Annotated in this window: 22 protein-coding genes and 2 tRNA genes; 13 read left to right on the top strand and 11 right to left on the bottom strand. The window is 54.3% G+C overall.

The features are described from left to right. Positions 1–43 precede the first annotated feature (43 nt). From ACJTMZ_RS16870 to rnt, 3 genes are all read left to right on the top strand, one after another. On the top strand, positions 44–1,141 hold the full coding sequence (locus tag ACJTMZ_RS16870) for an alkene reductase (RefSeq protein WP_015570682.1): 1,098 nt from the start codon (positions 44–46) through the stop codon (positions 1,139–1,141). A 99-nt stretch (positions 1,142–1,240) separates the two neighbouring features. Further along, a complete protein-coding gene (gene gloA, locus ACJTMZ_RS16865; RefSeq protein ID WP_003857623.1) occupies positions 1,241–1,648 on the top strand; it encodes a lactoylglutathione lyase in 408 nt (135 codons plus the stop codon). A gap of 96 nt (positions 1,649–1,744) precedes the next feature. Further along, a complete protein-coding gene (gene rnt, locus ACJTMZ_RS16860; RefSeq protein ID WP_003857625.1) occupies positions 1,745–2,404 on the top strand; it encodes a ribonuclease T in 660 nt (219 codons plus the stop codon). Between the two features lie 78 nt (positions 2,405–2,482). Here rnt and grxD read toward each other — a convergent pair whose 3' ends face one another. Next, positions 2,483–2,830, bottom strand: coding sequence for a monothiol glutaredoxin 4 (gene grxD, locus ACJTMZ_RS16855; protein WP_015570684.1), 348 nt, complete (start codon positions 2,828–2,830; stop codon positions 2,483–2,485). A gap of 338 nt (positions 2,831–3,168) precedes the next feature. Here grxD and ACJTMZ_RS16850 point away from each other — a divergent pair, with 338 nt between their 5' ends. Then, on the top strand, positions 3,169–3,927 hold the full coding sequence (locus tag ACJTMZ_RS16850; protein ID WP_017384605.1) for a C40 family peptidase: 759 nt from the start codon (positions 3,169–3,171) through the stop codon (positions 3,925–3,927). Positions 3,928–4,049: 122 nt separating this feature from the next. After that, a complete protein-coding gene (gene sodB / locus ACJTMZ_RS16845; protein ID WP_023296387.1) occupies positions 4,050–4,631 on the top strand; it encodes a superoxide dismutase [Fe] in 582 nt (193 codons plus the stop codon). A 37-nt stretch (positions 4,632–4,668) separates the two neighbouring features. Here sodB and ACJTMZ_RS16840 read toward each other — a convergent pair whose 3' ends face one another. Then, complete coding sequence (locus ACJTMZ_RS16840) at positions 4,669–5,835, bottom strand: MFS transporter (RefSeq protein WP_017384607.1); 1,167 nt, start codon at positions 5,833–5,835, stop codon at positions 4,669–4,671. A 161-nt stretch (positions 5,836–5,996) separates the two neighbouring features. Next, positions 5,997–6,086, bottom strand: a complete 90-nt coding sequence (locus ACJTMZ_RS16835) for a YnhF family membrane protein (protein WP_003857632.1) — start codon at positions 6,084–6,086, stop codon at positions 5,997–5,999. Between the two features lie 297 nt (positions 6,087–6,383). Between ACJTMZ_RS16835 and purR the strand changes: the two genes are divergently transcribed. Beyond that, positions 6,384–7,409, top strand: a complete 1,026-nt coding sequence (purR, locus tag ACJTMZ_RS16830; RefSeq protein ID WP_003857634.1) for an HTH-type transcriptional repressor PurR — start codon at positions 6,384–6,386, stop codon at positions 7,407–7,409. 17 nt (positions 7,410–7,426) lie between these two features. On the opposite strand, the gene punR is transcribed toward purR, so the two are convergent. Beyond that, a complete protein-coding gene (gene punR / locus ACJTMZ_RS16825) occupies positions 7,427–8,338 on the bottom strand; it encodes a DNA-binding transcriptional activator PunR (protein WP_003857638.1) in 912 nt (303 codons plus the stop codon). 111 nt (positions 8,339–8,449) lie between these two features. On the opposite strand from punR, the gene punC reads away from it, so the two are divergent. Both punC and cfa read left to right on the top strand, forming a co-directional pair. Then, on the top strand, positions 8,450–9,649 hold the full coding sequence (punC, locus tag ACJTMZ_RS16820) for a purine nucleoside transporter PunC (protein ID WP_017693555.1): 1,200 nt from the start codon (positions 8,450–8,452) through the stop codon (positions 9,647–9,649). Positions 9,650–9,947: 298 nt separating this feature from the next. Further along, positions 9,948–11,096 carry a cyclopropane fatty acyl phospholipid synthase gene (gene cfa, locus ACJTMZ_RS16815; protein ID WP_045347955.1) on the top strand — a complete coding sequence of 383 codons (1,149 nt, stop codon included), beginning with the start codon at positions 9,948–9,950 and terminating at the stop codon, positions 11,094–11,096. Positions 11,097–11,127: 31 nt separating this feature from the next. Here the strand turns inward: cfa and ACJTMZ_RS16810 are convergent, their stop codons facing one another. Next, positions 11,128–11,769, bottom strand: a complete 642-nt coding sequence (locus ACJTMZ_RS16810) for a riboflavin synthase (RefSeq protein WP_015570688.1) — start codon at positions 11,767–11,769, stop codon at positions 11,128–11,130. A 225-nt stretch (positions 11,770–11,994) separates the two neighbouring features. On the opposite strand from ACJTMZ_RS16810, the gene mdtK reads away from it, so the two are divergent. The 3 genes from mdtK to ACJTMZ_RS16795 all read left to right on the top strand — a co-directional run bounded on the left by mdtK (position 11,995) and on the right by ACJTMZ_RS16795 (position 13,679). Then, positions 11,995–13,368, top strand: a complete 1,374-nt coding sequence (mdtK, locus tag ACJTMZ_RS16805) for an MdtK family multidrug efflux MATE transporter (protein WP_017384611.1) — start codon at positions 11,995–11,997, stop codon at positions 13,366–13,368. A 153-nt stretch (positions 13,369–13,521) separates the two neighbouring features. Beyond that, positions 13,522–13,598: transfer RNA gene (locus tag ACJTMZ_RS16800), tRNA-Val, on the top strand. A 4-nt stretch (positions 13,599–13,602) separates the two neighbouring features. Next, positions 13,603–13,679, top strand: a tRNA-Val gene (locus tag ACJTMZ_RS16795). 178 nt (positions 13,680–13,857) lie between these two features. Here the strand turns inward: ACJTMZ_RS16795 and ACJTMZ_RS16790 are convergent. Together ACJTMZ_RS16790 and glgS are read right to left on the bottom strand one after the other, a co-directional pair. Further along, the gene (locus tag ACJTMZ_RS16790; protein ID WP_026080712.1) at positions 13,858–14,328 is read right to left on the bottom strand and encodes an Hsp20 family protein; all 471 of its coding nucleotides are present in this window, start codon (positions 14,326–14,328) and stop codon (positions 13,858–13,860) included. Positions 14,329–14,499: 171 nt separating this feature from the next. Further along, complete coding sequence (gene glgS, locus ACJTMZ_RS16785) at positions 14,500–14,700, bottom strand: cell surface composition regulator GlgS (protein ID WP_023296382.1); 201 nt, start codon at positions 14,698–14,700, stop codon at positions 14,500–14,502. Positions 14,701–15,752: 1,052 nt separating this feature from the next. Here glgS and ACJTMZ_RS16780 point away from each other — a divergent pair. Next, on the top strand, positions 15,753–17,348 hold the full coding sequence (locus ACJTMZ_RS16780; protein ID WP_015570693.1) for an FAD-NAD(P)-binding protein: 1,596 nt from the start codon (positions 15,753–15,755) through the stop codon (positions 17,346–17,348). Between the two features lie 28 nt (positions 17,349–17,376). On the opposite strand, the gene ACJTMZ_RS16775 is transcribed toward ACJTMZ_RS16780, so the two are convergent. Both ACJTMZ_RS16775 and ACJTMZ_RS16770 read right to left on the bottom strand, forming a co-directional pair. After that, positions 17,377–18,012, bottom strand: coding sequence for a carbonic anhydrase (locus ACJTMZ_RS16775; protein ID WP_015570694.1), 636 nt, complete (start codon positions 18,010–18,012; stop codon positions 17,377–17,379). A gap of 72 nt (positions 18,013–18,084) precedes the next feature. Continuing rightward, positions 18,085–18,867, bottom strand: a complete 783-nt coding sequence (locus ACJTMZ_RS16770; protein ID WP_039270932.1) for an MBL fold metallo-hydrolase — start codon at positions 18,865–18,867, stop codon at positions 18,085–18,087. A 125-nt stretch (positions 18,868–18,992) separates the two neighbouring features. Between ACJTMZ_RS16770 and ACJTMZ_RS16765 the strand changes: the two genes are divergently transcribed. Then, positions 18,993–19,133: a hypothetical protein gene (locus tag ACJTMZ_RS16765; RefSeq protein WP_003857665.1), complete on the top strand. Its 141-nt coding sequence runs from the start codon at positions 18,993–18,995 to the stop codon at positions 19,131–19,133. Positions 19,134–19,192: 59 nt separating this feature from the next. Here the strand turns inward: ACJTMZ_RS16765 and ACJTMZ_RS16760 are convergent, their stop codons facing one another. Together ACJTMZ_RS16760 and ACJTMZ_RS16755 are read right to left on the bottom strand one after the other, a co-directional pair. After that, complete coding sequence (locus tag ACJTMZ_RS16760; RefSeq protein WP_252010527.1) at positions 19,193–20,599, bottom strand: DUF1996 domain-containing protein; 1,407 nt, start codon at positions 20,597–20,599, stop codon at positions 19,193–19,195. A gap of 144 nt (positions 20,600–20,743) precedes the next feature. Continuing rightward, positions 20,744–20,911 (bottom strand): hypothetical protein, encoded by a 168-nt coding sequence (locus tag ACJTMZ_RS16755; RefSeq protein ID WP_032619795.1) that lies wholly within the window; start codon positions 20,909–20,911, stop codon positions 20,744–20,746. Between the last annotated feature and the right edge of the window lie 80 nt (positions 20,912–20,991).

Here is a 20,991-nt window from a genome sequence, read left to right as displayed (position 1 = left end):
TATTTACCCTTTTACTAGTCGACTGGTCTACTCAGGAGCCGTTATGTCCGCTGAAAAGCTGTTTACCCCACTGAAAGTGGGTGCCGTTACTGCCCCAAACCGCGTGTTTATGGCCCCACTTACCCGTCTGCGCAGCATCGAGCCGGGCGATATCCCAACGCCATTGATGGGTGAGTATTACCGCCAGCGCGCCAGCGCGGGCCTGATTATCTCCGAAGCCACGCAGATTTCTGCTCAGGCAAAAGGCTACGCCGGTGCACCGGGTCTGCACAGCCCGGAACAGATCGCCGCGTGGAAAAAAATCACCGCAGGCGTGCATGCTGAAGATGGCCGTATTGCGGTTCAGCTGTGGCACACCGGTCGTATCTCACACAGCAGCATCCAGCCTGGCGGTCAGGCGCCGGTTTCTGCCTCTGCCCTGAACGCCAATACCCGCACTTCCCTGCGCGATGAAAACGGTAATGCGATCCGCGTCGACACCACCACGCCACGCGCGCTGGAGCTGGACGAGATCCCGGGTATCGTGAATGATTTCCGTCAGGCCGTCGCCAACGCCCGGGAAGCGGGCTTCGACCTGGTTGAGCTTCACTCTGCGCACGGTTACCTGCTGCATCAGTTCCTGTCCCCGTCTTCCAACCAGCGTACCGACCAGTACGGCGGCAGCGTTGAAAACCGCGCGCGTCTGGTGCTTGAAGTGGTGGATGCTGTCTGTAATGAGTGGAGCGCAGACCGCATTGGTATTCGTGTCTCCCCGATCGGTACTTTCCAGAACGTCGACAACGGTCCGAACGAAGAAGCAGACGCGCTGTATCTGATTGAAGAGCTGGCGAAACGCGGTATCGCCTATCTGCACATGTCCGAGCCGGACTGGGCAGGTGGCAAGCCTTACAGTGAAGCCTTCCGTCAGAAAGTGCGCGAGCGCTTCCACGGCGTGATTATCGGGGCGGGTGCGTATACGGCAGAGAAAGCCGAGGATTTGATCGGTAAAGGCCTGATCGACGCAGTGGCCTTTGGCCGTGACTACATTGCTAACCCGGATCTGGTTGCCCGTTTGCAGAAGAAAGCCGAACTGAACCCGCAGCGCCCTGAAAGTTTCTATGGCGGCGGCGCGGAAGGTTATACCGACTACCCTTCACTGTAATCCCGCTTTGTACATTGATAGCGGCGACCTTTCGCCGCTATACTAAAACATCGTTTCTGTTCAAAAAGATAATCCATTCCACTGGTTAATGAGGAAATTATGCGCCTACTTCACACCATGCTGCGCGTTGGCGACCTGCAACGTTCCATCGATTTCTACACTAACGTTCTGGGCATGAAGCTGCTGCGCACCAGCGAAAATCCGGAATATAAATACTCCCTGGCGTTTGTCGGTTACGGCCCGGAATCTGATGAAGCGGTCATCGAGCTGACCTACAACTGGGGCGTGGACAGCTACGAGCTGGGTACAGCTTACGGCCACATCGCGCTGGAAGTGGATAACGCCGCCGAAGCCTGCGAACGTATCCGCAGCAATGGCGGTAACGTCACCCGTGAAGCCGGTCCGGTTAAAGGCGGTACCACCGTAATTGCGTTTGTGGAAGATCCGGACGGTTATAAAATCGAACTGATCGAAGCCAAAGACGCTGGTCGCGGCCTGGGCAATTGATCCCGCAGGGCGCACTTTGCGCCCGTTGTTTTGCTGCATCCCCTCTCAAAATTTGCCATAATGCGCACTGCTTTTTCCCCCTTGTAAGAGACCCTGATGTCCGATAACGCTCAATTTACCGGTCTGTGCGACCGTTTTCGTGGTTTTTATCCCGTTGTCATTGATGTTGAAACAGCCGGATTTAACGCTAAAACCGATGCGCTGCTTGAGATTGCCGCCATCACGCTGAAGATGGATGAACAGGGCTGGCTTGTACCGGACACCACGCTGCATTTCCACGTTGAACCCTTTGAAGGGGCAAACTTACAGCCAGAGGCGCTGGCCTTTAACGGTATCGATCCGACAAACCCGCTGCGCGGGGCGGTAAGCGAATACGAGGCGCTGCACGCCATTTTCAAAATGGTGCGCAAAGGCATGAAAGAGAATGACTGTAGCCGCGCCATTATGGTGGCCCACAATGCCACCTTTGATCACAGCTTCACTATGGCTGCCGCCGAGCGTGCCTCGCTCAAGCGTAATCCATTCCATCCGTTTGTGACCTTCGACACCGCCGCGCTGAGCGGCCTGGCGCTGGGGCAAACCGTGCTCTCTAAAGCCTGCATCACGGCGGGTATTGCGTTTGACGGCACCCAGGCGCATTCCGCGTTATACGACACCGAGCGTACGGCGGAGCTGTTCTGTGAGATCGTCAACCGCTGGAAACGTCTCGGCGGCTGGCCGCTGCCGATGGGCGACGAGGCCGATCTTCAATCGTAGGTTGGGTAATCAATAGCCCCACAGGACAAAAAAAAGCGACCAACATAATGTGGTCGCTTTTTTATATCCGCAGAAAACTTACTCTGCGTCCGGCTCTTCGGTTTTATACTTCGCCGCAGTCTCTTTGATCAGCTGTTGCAGTTCGCCGCGCTGATACATTTCAATCAGGATGTCGCATCCGCCGACCAGTTCACCATCAACCCACAGCTGTGGGAAGGTCGGCCAGTTGGCGTATTTTGGCAGTTCAGCGCGAATGTCCGGGTTTTGCAGGATATCAACGTAAGCAAAACGCTCACCACAGGCGGACAGCGCCTGAACCGCTTGCGCGGAGAAGCCGCAGCTTGGCAGCTTCGGAGAACCTTTCATGTACAGGAGAATCGGGTTTTCAGCGATCTGGCGCTGAATTTTTTCAATAGTGGAGCTCATGTCTTGCTTCCTTTAACTTCTGTTACGGCATCAGTCTGACATTGTAGCGGGTCAGGCCGACATCGGAAAATAACATTTTTGTCACGTCTAATTATTTTATCGCTTATCGCATAAAGTTGCATTGCTAATGTCGTTTATCCCCAGACGGGGTGCGGTTTTGCTTAAGGAGCGAACAGGAGTGCGTCAGAATGGTGAATTTTTTTGCACTTGCTAACGAAACATAATTTTTGAATGAAAAATGCTATTAACTTCTTCTGATTTTATGGATTAGAATCGACAGGTTTTGTAAATCTCACGCGGGTATGCATTGTGGCCTGCATTTATCAGGGGACTGCCCAGTGGCGCGGATAACTAAAATCTCGATGACGCTCTGTGCTTTACTGTTTACCACACTCTCATTTACGCCAGCGGCGAACGCCTCTGAACAGGCGCGGCATTCTGCTGTACAAAAATCGCATCTGGCAAAAACCACAGAACGTAAGAAAAAAACCACCAGTAAAACAGTAAAGAAGAAAACCACCGCTCAGACCAAAAAGACCGCCTCCAGTAAACCCAAAACTCTCCGTTCCGGCACGCACAAAACCACCCGCACGACCGCCAGCCTGGTGAATGAAAAATGCACCGTGCGCAAAGGCCATAAAACGAAATGCGCAAAAGTGACGAAGCTGGCTGACGTGCATAAAGCGCGTATGCAGAAAGCGCAAAAAACGGCGATGAACAAACTGATGGGGCAAATAGGTAAACCGTATCGCTGGGGTGGCACCTCTCCGCGCACCGGTTTTGACTGTAGTGGGCTGGTTTATTATGCCTATAAAGATCTGGTGAAGTTTCGCATTCCACGCACCGCCAATGAGATGTACCATCTGCGCGACGCCGCGCCTGTAAACCGTGGCGAACTGCAAAATGGCGACCTGGTGTTCTTCCGCACCCAGGGACGCGGTACGGCCGATCACGTTGGGGTGTATGTGGGTAACGGTAAATTTATCCAGTCACCGCGCAGCGGTCAGGACATTCAGATCACCTCTCTCAGCGAAGATTATTGGGTGCGCCACTATGTGGGTGCGCGCCGCGTGATGACGCCAAAAACCATTCGCTAAACCCTGCCGTGCCGCCTCCATGGCAGGGTAAGTTCCTCTTTTGCATACCCTTTCAATTTGCTATTCTGTCCTTGTTGTCTGTAGGGTTATTGGCAACGTATAAAACTATAAGGAGAGAAGCAATGTCGTTCGAATTACCTGCACTACCGTATGCAAAAGACGCCCTGGCCCCGCACATTTCCGCGGAAACCCTGGAGTACCATTACGGCAAGCATCACCAGACCTATGTCACAAACCTGAACAATCTGATCAAGGGCACCGATTTTGAAGGCAAAACGCTGGAAGAGATCGTGCGCAGTTCAGACGGCGGCGTATTCAACAACGCCGCACAGGTGTGGAACCACACCTTCTACTGGCACTGCCTGGCCCCCAATGCAGGCGGAGAACCTACCGGTGAGCTGGCGGCAGCGATTAACGCCGCGTTCGGCAGTTTCGCGGATTTTAAAACGAAGTTTACTGACGCAGCCGTTAAAAACTTTGGCTCCGGCTGGACCTGGCTGGTAAAAGAGGCTGATGGCAAACTGGCTATCGTTTCCACTTCTAATGCGGGTACCCCTCTGACCACCAGCGCCACGCCGCTGATGACCGTGGACGTATGGGAACACGCCTATTACATTGATTACCGTAATGCGCGCCCGAACTACCTGGAACACTTCTGGGCACTGGTTAACTGGGAATTTGTTGCGAAGAACTTCGCCGCGTAAGAGACACGCAGAAGGGGCAGCCCTTCTGCGTTTTTGTTTATTCCGCCGTACACACCGCTTCAGGCTGTTTACGACCAGACATCATCACCAGCAGCAGGCCGAGTGCAGCAATGATCGCCCCCATCACCGGCACAAAACTGTAACCCAAACCACCGGAGATCACCGCCCCGCCCGCTGCGGCCCCCAGCGCATTGCCCAGGTTAAACGCACCGATATTCACCGACGAAGAGAGCCCCGGCGCTTCGTGCGCAACGCGCATTACGCGCATCTGCAACGGTGGCACCACGGCAAAGGTTGCGGCGCCCCACACCACCATGGCAATCGCGGCACCCACTTCGTTACGCGCCAGCCACGGAATCGCCACCATGATGACAATCAGCAGCGTTAAAAAACCTTTCAGTGTTCCACTGACGGAGCGGTCGGCAAATTTCCCGCCGAGATAGTTGCCAATCGAGAACCCGACACCAATCAGCACCAGCATCGCGGTAACAAAGAGTGGCGTTGCGTGGGTAATGTCGTGCAGCACCGGGGAGATATAGGTGTAGAGCGTAAACATCGCCCCGGCCCCCAGTACCGTGGTAAGCAGCGCGGACAACACCTGAGGACGCATCAGCACCGCCAGCTCTTTACGTACTTCCGGACGTTCTCCCGCACTTCCTTTCGGCAGTGAGAAGAACAGCGCAACCATCGCGACCACGCCCAGTCCGGCGGTTGCGAGGAAAGACATACGCCAGCCGATGGCTTCTCCCAGCCAGGTGGCAGCGGGAACGCCGCCGATATTAGCGATGGTGAGGCCCATAAACATAGTGGCTACCGCGCTGGCCTGCTTATGTTTTGGCACCACACTGGCGGCGACAACCGAGCCCAGTCCGAAGAAGGCGCCATGATTGAGGCTGGTCAGAATGCGCGAAAGCATCAGAGTGGTATAATCGGGCGAAATCGCGGAAAGCACATTTCCGAGGGTGAAAATCGCCATCAGGAAAATCAGCGCATTGCGGCGAGCGCGGTGCGAAAGCAGCAGCGTCATCAGCGGCGCGCCCACCATCACGCCAATCGCGTAAGCGCTAATTAACATACCAGCCGCAGGGATAGAGACGTCCACACCCCGGGCGATAACAGGCAATAACCCCATAGGGGAGAATTCAGTGGTGCCAATCCCAAAGGCGCCAATCGCCAGGGCCAGCAGGGGAAAATTGATTTTCATGAAGAGACTCCGGATACCGTGCCATAACCCGGCACAGAACTAAGAAGTCAAAAGCATGACATCAATCACAAAAAATGAGAAGTTAACATTTTGGCAAAAGATTTTTGCCGGAGAGGTAACAATAGCGGCAAGAGAGGGAGAAAGTTCTCCCTCTGCCTGAATCAGTGCAGTGCAGCGGTTAAACCACCGGCAACAATCAGAGCAAGAACAACAATGGTGGTAAACAGCGAAAACTTCAGATCGGTACTCATCAATTTTTCTCCTTTTATTCACCCTACGAAAAGTGAGCTTGCTCATTTTTACACAGTTCAGGTCAAAAATCTTCCAGGATTTAAACGGATATCCACTTTACCTCTTCCCCTTTTCATCAAGATAGGACAAAATTCCACGCTAAATTTATTAGCGTACCGGCCACTGACCCCCTCCTGACGTCCTGTGTCGTTTTCCCGGCGTGTCGCAACTCATGTTTGCGTGATAAGGGTGAGAGAAGGCAAACGTTTACCTTCAATTTTTTCAGGAGCTTAGGATATGGTCTGGAGTGACATTTAATGGCAACAATTAAAGACGTAGCAAAACGCGCAAACGTTTCCACTACAACCGTATCACATGTTATTAACAAAACGCGTTTCGTCGCTGAAGAGACGCGTAATGCCGTCTGGGCGGCAATCAAAGAGCTGCACTACTCGCCAAGTGCGGTCGCCCGCAGCCTGAAGGTTAATCACACCAAATCGATTGGTCTGCTGGCCACCAGCAGTGAAGCGGCCTACTTTGCTGAAATCATCGAAGCCGTTGAAAAAAACTGCTTCCAGAAAGGCTATACCCTGATTCTGGGCAACGCGTGGAACAACATTGAAAAACAGCGCGCTTACCTGTCAATGATGGCGCAAAAGCGCGTCGACGGCCTGCTGGTAATGTGTTCTGAATACCCCGAGTCGGTCCTTTCCATGCTGGAAGAGTATCGCCACATTCCGATGGTGGTCATGGACTGGGGCGAAGCGCGCGCAGACTTTACCGACTCCGTTATTGATAACGCCTTTGAAGGCGGCTACATGGCGGGGCGTTATCTGGTAGAACGCGGTCATCGTGAAATTGGCGTGATCCCGGGTCCGCTGGAGCGTAACACCGGGGCTGGCCGTCTGGCCGGTTTCATGAAAGCGATGGAAGAGGCGCTGATCACCGTGCCGGAAAACTGGATTGTTCAGGGCGACTTCGAGCCGGAGTCGGGCTATCGCGCCATGCAGCAGATCGTCTCCCAGCCGCATCGCCCTACCGCGGTGTTCTGCGGCGGCGACATCATGGCGATGGGCGCGCTCTGCGCGGCGGATGAACTCGGCCTGCGCGTCCCGCAGGATATCTCGGTGATCGGCTATGACAACGTGCGCAACGCCCGCTTCTTTACCCCGGCGCTGACCACCATTCACCAGCCGAAAGATTCGCTGGGTGAAACGGCCTTCAATATGCTGCTGGACAGGATCGTCAACAAGCGTGAACAGTCCCAGTCCATTGAAGTTCACCCGCGCCTGATTGAACGCCGTTCCGTTGCGGACGGTCCGTTCCGCGACTACCGTCGTTAATCTCATTACGGGGCCAGCTATGCTGGTTCCCGCAACCACTCCCGGTTCAGCGTTTCGCTGTCGCCCAGATAATCCAGCAGCCAGGCCATGGCGGGCGAGACGTCGTTTTGCTGCCACGTCAGACAGCACGCGGCATCCGGGAAGGGGTTTTCCAGCGTCAGAGCCACCCACTCTCCCGCGTCGATGCGCGGGCGCGCAAAATGCACCGGCACCATGCCAACGCACAGCCCCGCGCTCAGACAGGTGGCCGACGACTCCCAGTCCGGTGCGACCACGCGGCGCTGATTATCCAGCAGCCAGGTAATGCGCTTGGGCAACGAGCGGGAGGTATCTTCCAGCACCAGCGAGGGCCAGTTGCGTAAGGTGTCATCGCTCAGCGGACCTTCCAGCGCCGCCAGCGGGTGATCGCGCGCGACCACGCAGGTCCAGCTCAGCATGCCCATGTCGCGAAACGCGTAGCGCCCCCCAACCGGGATCGCCTGGGTTGCACCAATCGCCATCTCCGCCCTGCCGTCCGCCAGCGCATCCCAGACGCCGTTGAACACTTCCTGCGAAACACGCAGTTCGACGTCGGAAAAATGACGATAGAAATCGACGATCATCTGCCGGGTCCGCTCCGGCTTAACGATGTTATCCACCGCGATAGCGAGATGCCCGCGCCAGCCGTTGGCGATCTGCTGGCACTGCTCACGGGTGATCTGCATTTTTTTGATAACAGACCGCCCTTCCTTCAAAAACCACGCTCCGGCAGGCGTGAGCTCCACGTCGCGATGGCGCCGCTCGAACAGCGGGACCGCCAGCCACGCTTCCAGCTGGCGCACCGTATAGCTGATAGCCGAGGGAACGCGATGCAGCTCCTGGGCGGCACCGGTAAAGCTGCCGTTACGCGCCACGGCATCAACCACTTCAAGGGAATAATCTGACCACATCTTTAGCCTGCAAATTTTTTGAACGCACCCGCCAAATATTAGCGTTTCACAAGCCGCTTTGCACTCCCTACACTCTGCGCCAACGTACACCTGCCTCCTCAGGAGAAAAAAGTGCAACCCAGGAAAGGATTTTTAGTCTGGCTCGGCGGCTTAAGCGTGCTGGGCTTTTTGGCGACCGATATGTATCTGCCCGCGTTCGCCGCGATGCAGGAAGATTTGCAAACCCCTGCCGCCGCCATCAGCGCCAGTTTAAGTTTGTTCCTCGCTGGCTTTGCTTTTGCGCAATTGCTGTGGGGGCCGCTCTCGGATCGTTTTGGCCGTAAGCCCGTCCTGTTGTTGGGGCTGGCGATTTTTGCCGTAGGCTGTCTGGGCATGCTGTGGGTCCGCGATGCCGCCTGGCTGCTGGCGCTGCGCTTTATTCAGGCGGTCGGCGTCTGCGCCGCAGCGGTGACCTGGCAGGCGCTGGTGACCGATTACTACCCCGCCTCGCGCACTAACCGCATATTCGCCACTATTATGCCGCTGGTCGGCCTGTCGCCGGCGCTTGCCCCGTTACTGGGCAGCTGGATCCTCGCGCATTTCGACTGGCAGGCTATTTTCGCCACGCTCTTTGCTATTACGCTGGTCCTGATGCTGCCTGCTTTCGGGCTTAAACCTGCGCATAAAAAAGAGACGCATCCGGACGCAAAGCCCATCACCTTTACCTCTTTACTGCGGTCGAAAGCCTATCGCGGTAACGTGCTGATTTATGCTGCCTGCTCTGCCAGCTTCTTTGCCTGGCTAACCGGTTCGCCGTTCATTCTGCATGACATGGGCTACAGCCCGGCGGCTATCGGCCTGAGCTATGTACCACAGACCATCGCCTTCCTGGTGGGTGGCTATGGCTGTCGCGCCGCGCTGCAAAAATGGGAAGGCCAACAGATGCTGCCCTGGCTGCTGGTTTTGTATGCGCTAAGCGTGATTGCGACCTGGGCTGTCGGCTTTATTCCCGGCGCCGGGCTTGCAGAAATTTTGATTCCGTTCTGCGTCATGGCGATCGCTAACGGGGCCATCTACCCTATTGTTGTAGCCCAGGCGTTGCGTCCATTTCCGCAGGCGACAGGCCGCGCTGCCGCGCTGCAAAATACCCTGCAACTTGGCCTGTGCTTCCTGGCAAGTCTCGTGGTCTCTGCGTTGATTGCAACCCCGCTGCTCACCACTACCAGCGTGATGCTGGTCACCGTTGCGCTGTCGGGTTTGGGCTATCGCATGCAGTCCTCAGCCCATCGCGAGCAGAGTGAAAACGCGCAGACAGAAACGTCGCACGCCTGATTGCGCGGGAAACTATGTTAAATACCAGTGATTAGGTTGCTAACAATTTTCTGTTGAATCACCAAATTTTGCGGCCTATACTAAATTTGGTTCGATTAAATACGATAAATATTAAGTGTTAACGGGAGCCGGAGCGCTCCCGTTTTACCATGGAAGGCATTTCGGCAAGGGTTATCTCCCTTCCTCTGTTCTACGTCGGATATTAGCCTCGCGGGCATTTACCGTGAGATTTCTCACAAACCAAAAAAGCGTCTACGCTGTTTTAAGGTTCTGATCACAGCAAGGTGATGGAGAAGCTATGAGTTCATCGTGTATAGAAGAAGTCAGCGTTCCGGACGATAACTGGTCCCGGATCGTCAGTGAACTGTTGGGACGTGCGGGCATTACGATTAATGGCTCATCCCCCTCCGATCCCCAGATAAAGCATCCCGATTTTTTCAAACGCGTGTTACAGGAGGGGTCGTTAGGGCTGGGTGAAAGCTATATGGACGGCTGGTGGGAGTGTGAGCGGCTGGATATGTTCTTCTCCAGCGTATTACGCGCCGGTCTTGAAAAACAGCTCCCTCGTCATTTCAAAGATACCTTACGTATTGCCTCCGCCCGCCTGTTCAATCTGCAAAGTAAAAAACGGGCGTGGATCGTCGGTAAAGAGCATTACGACCTGGGCAACGATCTGTTCAGCCGTATGCTCGATCCTTTAATGCAGTACTCCTGCGGATACTGGAAAAAAGCGACGACCCTGGAAGAGGCGCAGCAGGACAAGCTGCAACTGATCTGCGATAAATTGCAGTTACAGCCCGGTATGCGTGTGCTGGACATCGGCTGTGGCTGGGGTGGTCTTGCCTGGTTTATGGCTAAAAATTACGGCGTCAGCGTAGTCGGCGTCACGATTTCGGCTGAACAGCAGAAGATGGCGCAGGAACGCTGTCTGGGTCTGGATGTTGATATTCGGCTTCAGGACTACCGCGACCTGAACGAGCAGTTCGATCGCATTGTTTCCGTAGGTATGTTCGAGCACGTGGGGCCGAAGAACTACAAGACTTACTTCGAGGTCGCCGATCGTAACCTGAAGCCTGAGGGAATTTTCCTGCTACACACCATCGGCTCTAAACGCACCGATAACAATGTGGACCCGTGGATCAACAAATATATCTTCCCGAATGGCTGTTTACCCTCTGTTCGCCATATTGCGAACGCCAGCGAACCGCATTTTATTGTGGAAGACTGGCATAACTTCGGCGCAGATTACGACACGACCCTGATGGCCTGGCATGAACGTTTCCAGGCTGCATGGCCTGAAATCGCCGACAACTATTCGGAACGATTCAAACGGATGTTTAGCTATTATCTGAATGCCTGTGCGGGCGCGTTCCGTGCGCGGGATATACAGCTGTGGCAGGTGGTGTTTAGTCGTGGGATTGAGCACGGTCTGCGTGTGGCTCGCTGAAAAAATAACCCCGGTTAACCGGGGTTATTTTTTATTCTTCTTCCATGGTTTTAATTATCGCCGCCTCTTTCGCCGCCAGTACGCGCTCAACGGTATCCACGACCGCCTGGGTCTGGGGATCAATTTCGATATTTACGCGCTGCCCCAGTTTTTTTGCGCCAAGCGTAGTACGTTGCAGCGTTTCAGGAATTAAATGCACGCAAAAACGCGTTGGCGTCACTTCACCGACGGTCAGACTAATCCCATCGATGCCAATAAATCCTTTATAAAGGATGTATTTCATTAATGACGGATCCTGCACCTTAAACCAGATTTGACGGTTATTTTCCGAGGTCACGATTTTCGCCACTTCTGCGGTGGTCATAATATGGCCCGACATCAGATGCCCGCCAATCTCATCGCTGAATTTCGCCGCGCGTTCCACGTTGACGATATCTCCCACCACCAGCTCACCCAGGTTAGTGATACGCAGCGTCTCTTTCATTAAATCAAAGCTAATCTGGTTACCGTTAATTTCGGTCACCGTCAGGCAGCAGCCGTTATGCGCTATCGACGCCCCGGTTTCAATGCCGTCGAGCATATATTCAGGCAGCTCAACTACGTGAGTGCGGAAATTCGGTTTTTCATCAATGGACACCACTTTGGCAGTGCCCTGCACAATACCAGTAAACATGCTTACAGCTCCTGTTCATTCCGAACGGCGATGACACCGTATAATCCCACCACAATAACAGTTGAAAAAACAGGTTGCCAGTGATGCGCAATTTCTGGCGATTTTTTCACTAGATAATTAGTTAAACCCCGCTACAATAGCTGGCATCCCTCTGTTTTTTCTTCTTGCTGCCAGTAACGGCGGCCTTTTTAGTCTCTCAAATAACTACAATACAAAGGTGTTCACGTGCAGAAGTATATGATCGAAGCGCGTCAGTTATTGGCACTGGCCATACCGGTGATCGTCGCGCAGGTAGCCCAAACCGCAATGGGATTTGTGGATACGGTAATGGCCGGCGGTTACAGCGCCACCGATATGGCCGCCGTGGCGATCGGAACCTCAATCTGGCTCCCGGCCATTCTTTTTGGTCACGGCCTGCTGCTGGCGCTGACGCCCGTTATCGCGCAGCTTAACGGCTCCGGTCGACGCGACCGCGTGGCCCATCAGGTGCGCCAGGGCTTCTGGCTGGCCGGGGGTGTCTCCGTCCTGATTATGATCGTCCTGTGGAACGCCGGGTATATTATTCGCGCCATGCATAATATCGACCCGGCGCTGGCGGATAAGGCGGTCGGTTATCTGCGCGCCCTGCTCTGGGGCGCGCCCGGCTATCTGTTCTTCCAGGTGGCACGTAACCAGTGTGAAGGGCTGGCAAAAACCAAGCCGGGCATGGTGATGGGCTTTATCGGCTTGCTGGTGAACATTCCCGTGAACTATATCTTCATTTACGGTCATTTTGGCATGCCGGAACTCGGCGGTGTGGGCTGCGGCGTGGCAACGGCTGCGGTGTACTGGGTGATGTTCGGCTGTATGCTCACCTACATTAAACATGCGCGATCCATGCGTGACATTCGTAACGACACCTCGTTCAGCGCACCTGACTGGACGCTCATGACCCGTCTCATTCAGCTGGGGTTACCCATTGCGCTGGCGCTGTTCTTCGAAGTGACGCTGTTTGCCGTCGTCGCCCTGCTGGTCTCGCCGTTAGGGATTATTGATGTCGCAGGACACCAGATCGCCCTGAACTTCAGCTCTTTGATGTTCGTCCTGCCGATGTCCCTGGCTGCCGCGGTGACGATTCGCGTGGGCTTCCGTCTGGGGCAAGGCTCGACGCTGGACGCGCAAACGGCAGCCCGCACCGGCCTCGGCGTCGGCGTCTGCATGGCAGTCTGTACCGCGCTCTTTACCGTGCTGTTGCGTGAGCAAATTGCCCTGCTCTATAACGACAACCCGGAGGTAGTGACCCTGGCCTCGCATCTGATGCTGCTGGCGGCCATTTATCAGATCTCTGACTCCATCCAGGTGATTGGCAGCGGCGTGCTGCGTGGGTATAAAGATACGCGTTCCATCTTCTTTATCACCTTTATCGCTTACTGGGTGCTGGGTCTGCCGTGCGGGTACATTCTGGCGCTCACGGATCTGGTGGTGGATCGCATGGGGCCAGCCGGATTCTGGATGGGCTTTATCATCGGCTTAACGTCTGCGGCCATTATGATGATGCTGCGTATGCGCTTCCTGCAACGTCAGCCGTCTGCGGTAATTTTGCAGCGCGCTGCACGTTAATAACACAGTAGCCGCCGCCTGGCGGCTACTTTCTCTTCACTTTGCGCGGTAATGAAGCAATCGCGTGAAATCAGAGAGAAAAATGCATTTTCCCTCTTGCCACCTTGGGGCTGTGCCGCTAATATTCGTCCCCGTTGTCACCGACAACACAATGCGTTCATAGCTCAGTTGGTTAGAGCACCACCTTGACATGGTGGGGGTCGTTGGTTCGAGTCCAATTGAACGCACCATTCTGCGTCTGTAGCTCAGTTGGTTAGAGCACCACCTTGACATGGTGGGGGTCGATGGTTCGAGTCCATTCAGACGCACCAATCTGTTTTCTCGCACATTTCATTCCCGTTCAGCCTCATGCAGAGGCAGCAAACCTTTTAAGCACATCGAAAGTGACCTCCAGCCCGCGCGTACCGGGAAAAGCGGAATGGCATAAGCCCCATCAGGTTAGCAAAACGCCCGGCGTTTGCCGGGCGTGAAAACAACGTCAATCAATGATTACGGCTTATGTTCAATCGCCGGGTTGTTGTTGATGGCGATGCGCTGCGGTTTCTCTTCTTCCGGGATATCCTGGTGTAATTCAATCGCCAGCAAGCCGTTTTCCAGCGAAGCGCCGGTTACTTTCACATGCTCCGGCAGACTATAGCTGGCCCGGAAGTCGCTGCGGCTGATACCCCGATGGATCCACCCTTCTTCGCCGTTTTCGGTTTTCTCTTCTTCACGTTTACCGCTGATATTCAGCTGACCGCCAACGGTTTCAATTTCCAGTTCGCTCTCTTTCCAGCCCGGCACGCTCAGCGTCAGTTCATAGCGGTTATCACCCACCCGCCGGATATTGTAAGAAGGCGTGGAGGGCAACGGCGTACTGCCGGTTAGCTGGCTAAAAAGGCGATCGATACGGTTAAAACGGTCCGCAAACAGAGAGTCGGAGAGATCGTTCAACATGGGAAAAGCTCTCAGAGTCATCATGTACCTCCTGAACAGTAAAAAAGAATATTCAAAAAGTTCATGTCTTACGGGCAGGTATTCCTTACCCGCTTTCTATATGAGGTTACCGCACAATATTTCAACCTCAGGAGCTGCAAAATGTAGCTGGAACCTAAAAAACGCAACGGGCCGTTAAGCCCGTTATTCGTTACATCATCGCAGTTCTATCACTCTCGCCCGCTCAGCCTGCTTTCGGTAGTGGTCATATCGCTCCCGGAACCATGCCTGCTGTTCATAACTCATATTGCCGGTCACGGCATCGATATCAACTGGCTGGCCCAGGGCGTACATACGGGCAAAACTGCGTGCCAGAAAATCAAAATTCTTTAATGCGTTTATATCTTGTCGCTTCATTAGCATATCCCTCCAGTCATTGTGATTACTGTTCAAGGTCATATGCTTTTCTGATCTCAGTATCCGCCTGAAAAAGATCGTTTTTTGAGCGATGCGTGCGCATCCATCTGCCAGTGTTCACATTTCAGGAACGACAAAACTCTTCAGCCCTGGTCATGATTTTCCCTCCCTTTTATCACTCATGCAGAAAGCATAAACGCCAGCCATGCAGTAAGTTCGCCATGTAGCCGGAAGGTGCGAACGGCATGCTTTAATGCCAGACGCGGTTACAGGTCGTCCAGCGCGTGCAGGTGGGTTACCACCTGCACGCGTCTTATCAGTTCGAATAACAGACAAAGAACGTTTACACTGGCGGATTAATACTGATTTCCTGAACAAATGGGTAAATGGGTGAATCCGGGCTTGTTGGCCATATAGAGAAGGGCGCATGTAGGTTGCCGCGGTTGTGTATCGAACTGCGCATTGTTTTCTACAACACGCTGCTCCTGGCCTTTCACGGCTGTTTTCTTTTTCGTCTGCGCTTGCCTGGCGGAGGGGGAGGGTTTTACCTGCCGGGGCAGTTCGGAGGCACCATAACCTGAACAGAATCGCTTCGAATGGCTCAGACTTCCGTCATTGCAGACAAAACGACCATCCGATGTACAGTGTGCTATGCCATCTTTTGAGCCCGAGCAGGGCTGTCTTCCACGGGCGGCATCAGCCTGCATGTTAAAAAGTACACTGACCGTAAGATGGAGAATTCTCCTGATAAAATCAGCTGGTTCTCCTCACTGACGCTGTGCAGGTCAAGCCCGCCGGCGAAGTTACCGTACTTTTTAACCCCCATCACATACAGATAATCGTTAAACCTGGGACCAAACAGTCTTTCCTTTCAGAAATCAGGCAGAATCATATCTAATCAGCCAGGGTCAATTGAATTGACCTTCCCATAAGTTCAGGAAGGGGCGCAACATCCCCTCTTCAAAACGTCTTAATTTTTTTCCTTCATTGAATGATTTAACCTTTCTCCTGCTACGCTTATTTTATGGTTCAGAAATGCAGGAACGCTTTCGATGAAAAAAATCGCCATTATCGGCTCAGGTCCAACAGGGATTTATACCTTTTACTCACTTCTTAACAACGCAGCACCGCTTTCGATCACCGTGTTCGAAAAGGCAGACCAACCCGGTGTCGGGATGCCCTACAGCGACGAGGATAATTCCCGGCTGATGCTGGCGAACATCGCCAGTATCGAAATCCCGCCCATTTTTATTACCTATCTCGACTGGCTCAAACAGCAGAGTGCGGCCCATCTTACCCGCTATCACGTCGACAGTGAGAAACTGCACGACCGGCAATTCCTGCCGCGTATTCTGTTGGGTGAATATTTTCACGATCGGTTTCTTGCCGTCGTTGCTGAGGCGAAAAAGTCGGGCTTTCATGTCGAGGTGCACCCCAACGCAGAAGTCACGGATATTAAGGCTGATGCAGACGGTGTGGCCCTTTCAGTGAACGATGCCCCTTTCTCAAGGCGGTTTGATCTTGCGGTTGTTGCCACCGGCCACGTCTGGCCTGATGAAGATGAAACCACCCGCGCATATTTCCCAAGCCCATGGTCAGGGCTGATGGACGCGGAGGTCCGAGCCTGTGAGGTGGGGATCATGGGTACCTCCCTCAGCGGGCTGGATGCTGCAATGGCGGTTGTGATGCAGCATGGCCGGTTTAGCGGGGAGCAGTTCGTTGTCAATAAAGGCAGCGAAGGGTTAAATATCACGCTGATGTCCCGCACGGGCGTTCTGCCGGAGGCCGACTTCTACTGCCCTATCCCTTATGAACCGCTGTCCGTGTTAACGGAGTCTGTGGCGGAAAGCGAAATCGCCAAAGGCCCGGACGGGCTGCTTGACCGCATCTTTGCGCTGATGGTGAAAGAGCTCGAACTGGCCGATCCGCGCTGGTGCCAGGCGATATCGCTCGGTACGCTGAATGCCGACACGCTTCGTGATGTCTGGTTTGAGGATCGTAAAAAGCATGGCCCTTTCACCTGGGCCGAAGCGAATCTGAAAGAAGTGGAGCGCAACAAGCGCGAAAAACGCACCGTTGCCTGGCGCTATACCGTGCTTCGTCTGCATGAAGTGGTTCAGGCCATCGTCCCTTCACTCAGTGAGCATGACAGAGAGCGGTTTAAATCCGGGCTGGAGCGTGTGTTTATTGATAATTATGCCGCCATTCCACCGCAGTCTATCCGCCGGTTACTGGCGCTGCGCGAGGCAGGGATCATTAGCGTGGTCGCACTCGGTGATAATTACGACCTGGATATCGGCAGCGATCAGACCGTCATCACCACGGCAGAAAAGCGTTACCGCTTCGACGTGTTTATTGATGCGCGCGGGCAAAAGCCACTCAGAAACAAGGACATTCCCTTCCCCACCCTGCGTAAACAGCTTGCGGAAACCGGCGATGACGTCCCGGACGTGGGGGAAGACTATACGTTGCTGGCGCCTGCATCACTGCGGGGGCGCATCGCTTTTGGGGCGATCCCCTGGCTGATGCACGATCATCCCTTTGTTCAGGGTTTGTCTGAGTGCGCTGAAATTGGTAAAGCGATGGCGAAAGCGGCTGGAAAACCTGCGTCGGGCGTGCGAAGGAAGTTACCATTCATGGAATTTTAACAGAGCTTCCCTGCCCTGCGGGGTCGGGTTACTCGAAGAAGACGTCCGGGTTTTCCGACAGCGACACGAACGATTTAGTGTTCTTGTCCAGGGCAAGGATTTTGCCGCTTTCGATGTCATATACCCAGCCGTGCAGGCGAATGGCGTTGTTGCGCAGGCCTACCGCCACCGACGGATGGGTCTTGATATTGCTCAGCTGCGCAAAGACGTTCTCCTGGACCATCGCATTCACCTTATCGATTGGCTTATCCCATGTTTTCTTCTCAACCACCGCTTTTGCCGCATCAGAATAGCGCAGCCAGTGGGAAACGGCCGGCATCGGCTCCAGATCGGCGTTGTCAGCAATCGCCTTCATTGCGCCGCAGTTGGAGTGGCCGCAAATAACGATATCGGTCACGCCCAGGGCAACAACAGCATATTCGATGGTCGCAGAGACACCGCCAGGCTCCGGCCCGAACGGAGGCACAATGTTGCCCGCGTTTCGAATGACAAAGAGCTGTCCTGGCTCCTGTTGCGTAACCAGTTCCGGAACCAGACGGCTGTCGGAGCAGGAGATGAACAGCGCTTTGGGATTCTGACTGGACGCTAAACTACGAAAAAGCTCTTTACGTTGCGGGAAAATCTCTTTTTGAAAGCTGAGAAAACCTTCAATGATATGTTGCATAGCCATTTCTCTTTTATCTGTTTTAGTTTAGGTATGATCGCGATCACACTCGTAAAATTTAACCACCGCGCCTTAGCCGAGACAAGCAATATATTTCTGGCCCGACCGCTGCACGATCTCATCCGCGTTCGCCGGGATGTTCTGCCCTTCAAAGGCCCCGTACAGGCGCTGGTACGTTTTCCCTGTCAGTCGACCAATCACCGACTCAACGGTGCGGGCAGGCAGCGGCAGCATATTCGGATAACTCCACATAAACGACACGGCGTCCTTACCGGGCGTAACCTGCAAAATATCACCGGCCAGCAGCACGCCGTCGCCTGACTGCCAGTGCAGCACCGTGCCGCCGGCAAAATGCCCGCCCAGCCGCAGCAGAGTCACCAAAGGCATAATCTCCAGGGCGTCCTCCTCCCAGAAGCGTATCGCCGGGCTGTCACGCATCACCCACTGCCGATCGCTGGCGTGCAGGTAGATCGGTGCGTTAAACGCCGCGGCCCACTCCTGCATGGTGGTGTAGTAATGCGGGTGCGAAATCGCGATCGCGCTGATCCCCCCAAGCGCGTCAACTAACGCTCTGGTCGCCGGGTCAAGATTGGCGATGCAGTCCCACAGAACATTGCCCTGTGGCGTACGCAGCAGAAGCGCCCGCTGGTTGATGGCAAAAGCGGGAACGGTTTTGATGCTGAACAGCTGCGGCTCCAGCTGTTGCCATTTGTTGGTGTGCGTGGTCGTAAGGCTGTCGAAGTCCGTCCATGCCTGGCCCGTCACCGGGACATACTGGCGCTCATCGTCGCAAATCGGGCAGTTTTTGGGCTGTTCATCGTAAGCGGTACCGCAGGTTTTACAGAGTGTAATCATCGGCTTTCCTCAGCAATAAAGCACTGAGTATGGCAGGGATTATCCATATGTGCTGAGGGGTGCCTGGCCCGCTTTTTTTGACTTATACTGTGCGAGTATCAAAAACTGAATAACGCAGGTGGCACATGGAAATTGATCTCGATAACTTAGTCTTTAACGGGCTGGATGAAGCAGAAGAGCGCAACGCGGAACGTCTCGACGATGCGGATAAAAAAGCCCAAGCGATTGTCGCCGATGACGACTGCGGCGATGCCTGCAAGATCTGAAGAAAAAGCACCGGGCTCCCCGGTGCTTTTTTTTTATGAATGCCTTTTGCTACCCGCTATCAGATCTCCGGCGTTTTGCTAAACCCGGTCAGCATCAGGATCAGGCTTTGGGGAGATGACCCCGTCTCAAACTGATAGTGATTTCCCTGACGATCGCCGCCGATATACCACGAAATGTCGGTTTTCCCTTCTGCCAGCGCCTTGCGCACCGCTTTATCCACGTCCACCATCCGGTATTCGCGGGAGTGGTTCAGGTACAGCACCGCATCCGAGCGATAGTTGCAGGACGGTCGTGACTGCCAGCTCACGGTGGCCGGTTCCCAGTCGTTACTCGCCGGATAGAAGAAGATTTGATCCGCGCCGTCAGTTTCCACTTTCCCGCCATAAATTCTCACGCGGTATTTAAACTGGGCAGGATCCTGTCCGACAGGCAGCGGAGGGATGTTGAACTTCACCAGCGACAATGTTTCGCTGTTTTTCGTGCGTCCACCGTTCTTCCAGTTATCCTGCACCAGTAAGACCTGGGGATCGGGCTGTGAAAGTGCCGGTTCCATGCTGCTGAGCCAGACGTTAGCCTTCGCTTTTGAATAACCATACGGCACGGCGGTGCCGCAATCCATTCCCCGGTTCATGCACAGGTCGGTCATAAATCGCGCGGCATCTTCCGTCCAGCCGTTCATGAAGTCAGCATGCGCCGTATACAGGCTCCCCCACCGCTCTTCACGCTCACTGCCATGCATGATGGGGTCGAGGGAAAGCTGGACTTTGCTGATATCCAGAGAGCTAATTGTCGGAAGCACGTACGCAATATTCATGTTCACCGTCGGGATCTTCACCGGGAAGGCGGACGGACACTGTCCTTTCGTATCGTAGGTGGCGTTAGCCAGGCCGTGGGCGGGCTTCAGGTTGACCCCGTCCCAGCAGTTCGGGAACTGAATGCCGATATTAAACTGCACGGCATCCTTCGCCTTGCGTAAGCCGCAGACTTCACCCGTTCTGGTGGTGTAGCCCTTGCCATTGGCGCATAAAAAGGTGATATGCGTATTTGGCGCGGTGCCATGATGATCGCCCGCCAGCAGCGACAGCCCCGGCGGAAACGAATGAAGCGGCCAGGCGTCAACGTTCGATGCCTGATAATAGGTTTTTTGATAGGCGGGTTTGACCACCGTTCCGTCCGGCAATTTTAGCGACGGAGCCCAGTAGGCCGAGCTGTCTGCTTTGTTATCGCAGGTGGTCTTTTCCTGGGTACGCAGAGATTCACGGCTGGAGTAAGCATCCGCGTGCACGTTACCAAAAAAATCGTGCAGCATAGCCTCATTGGGCATGCCGAACATCATAATGGCATCATCGCCGAGGGTGTGGGAATAACTGCATACAACATGCGCCTGTGGACCAGCGTGTACCGCCTGCATGGTAAGCAGAAGTGCAGAGGCAGAAAGCGCGGGGGTTAATACTGTCCGTTTCATTATTATCTCCATCTGTGAAAGGAGATAGTGGTAACAAAACGGCCATCATTTACCGAGGATTTGCCTGGGTATTTTTCCCTTCATCCTCGCTTTACAGACACCACGCACAGCTCATTCCAGTACATTTCGCGCGTCCGGCGCAGTTCAGCGTGACGTTTTATCATGGAACCACTCCGGGTCGATGTTGGCTACGTCCACGCCATACAGGCTGGCGACAGGTAGTATTGACTCAAGAACACGTTGCGCGCTGTTCTCCGCATTCATTGGTCGGGGCGCAAATAACCGCCGTAACGTGCTTATCCATTTTTTCATCGTCATTACCCTTCTCGCTTAACCTGTCCTCAGTTAAACACCCAAATTGCGCCCGGGGGAAATATCAAAATCCACTGTCG

The organism is Enterobacter sp. DN (genome assembly GCF_046054285.1).
Lineage (GTDB): Bacteria > Pseudomonadota > Gammaproteobacteria > Enterobacterales > Enterobacteriaceae > Enterobacter > Enterobacter hormaechei_C.
The sequence above is the reverse complement of the archived record's forward strand: the minus strand, read 5'-3'. Positions and strand labels throughout refer to the sequence as shown.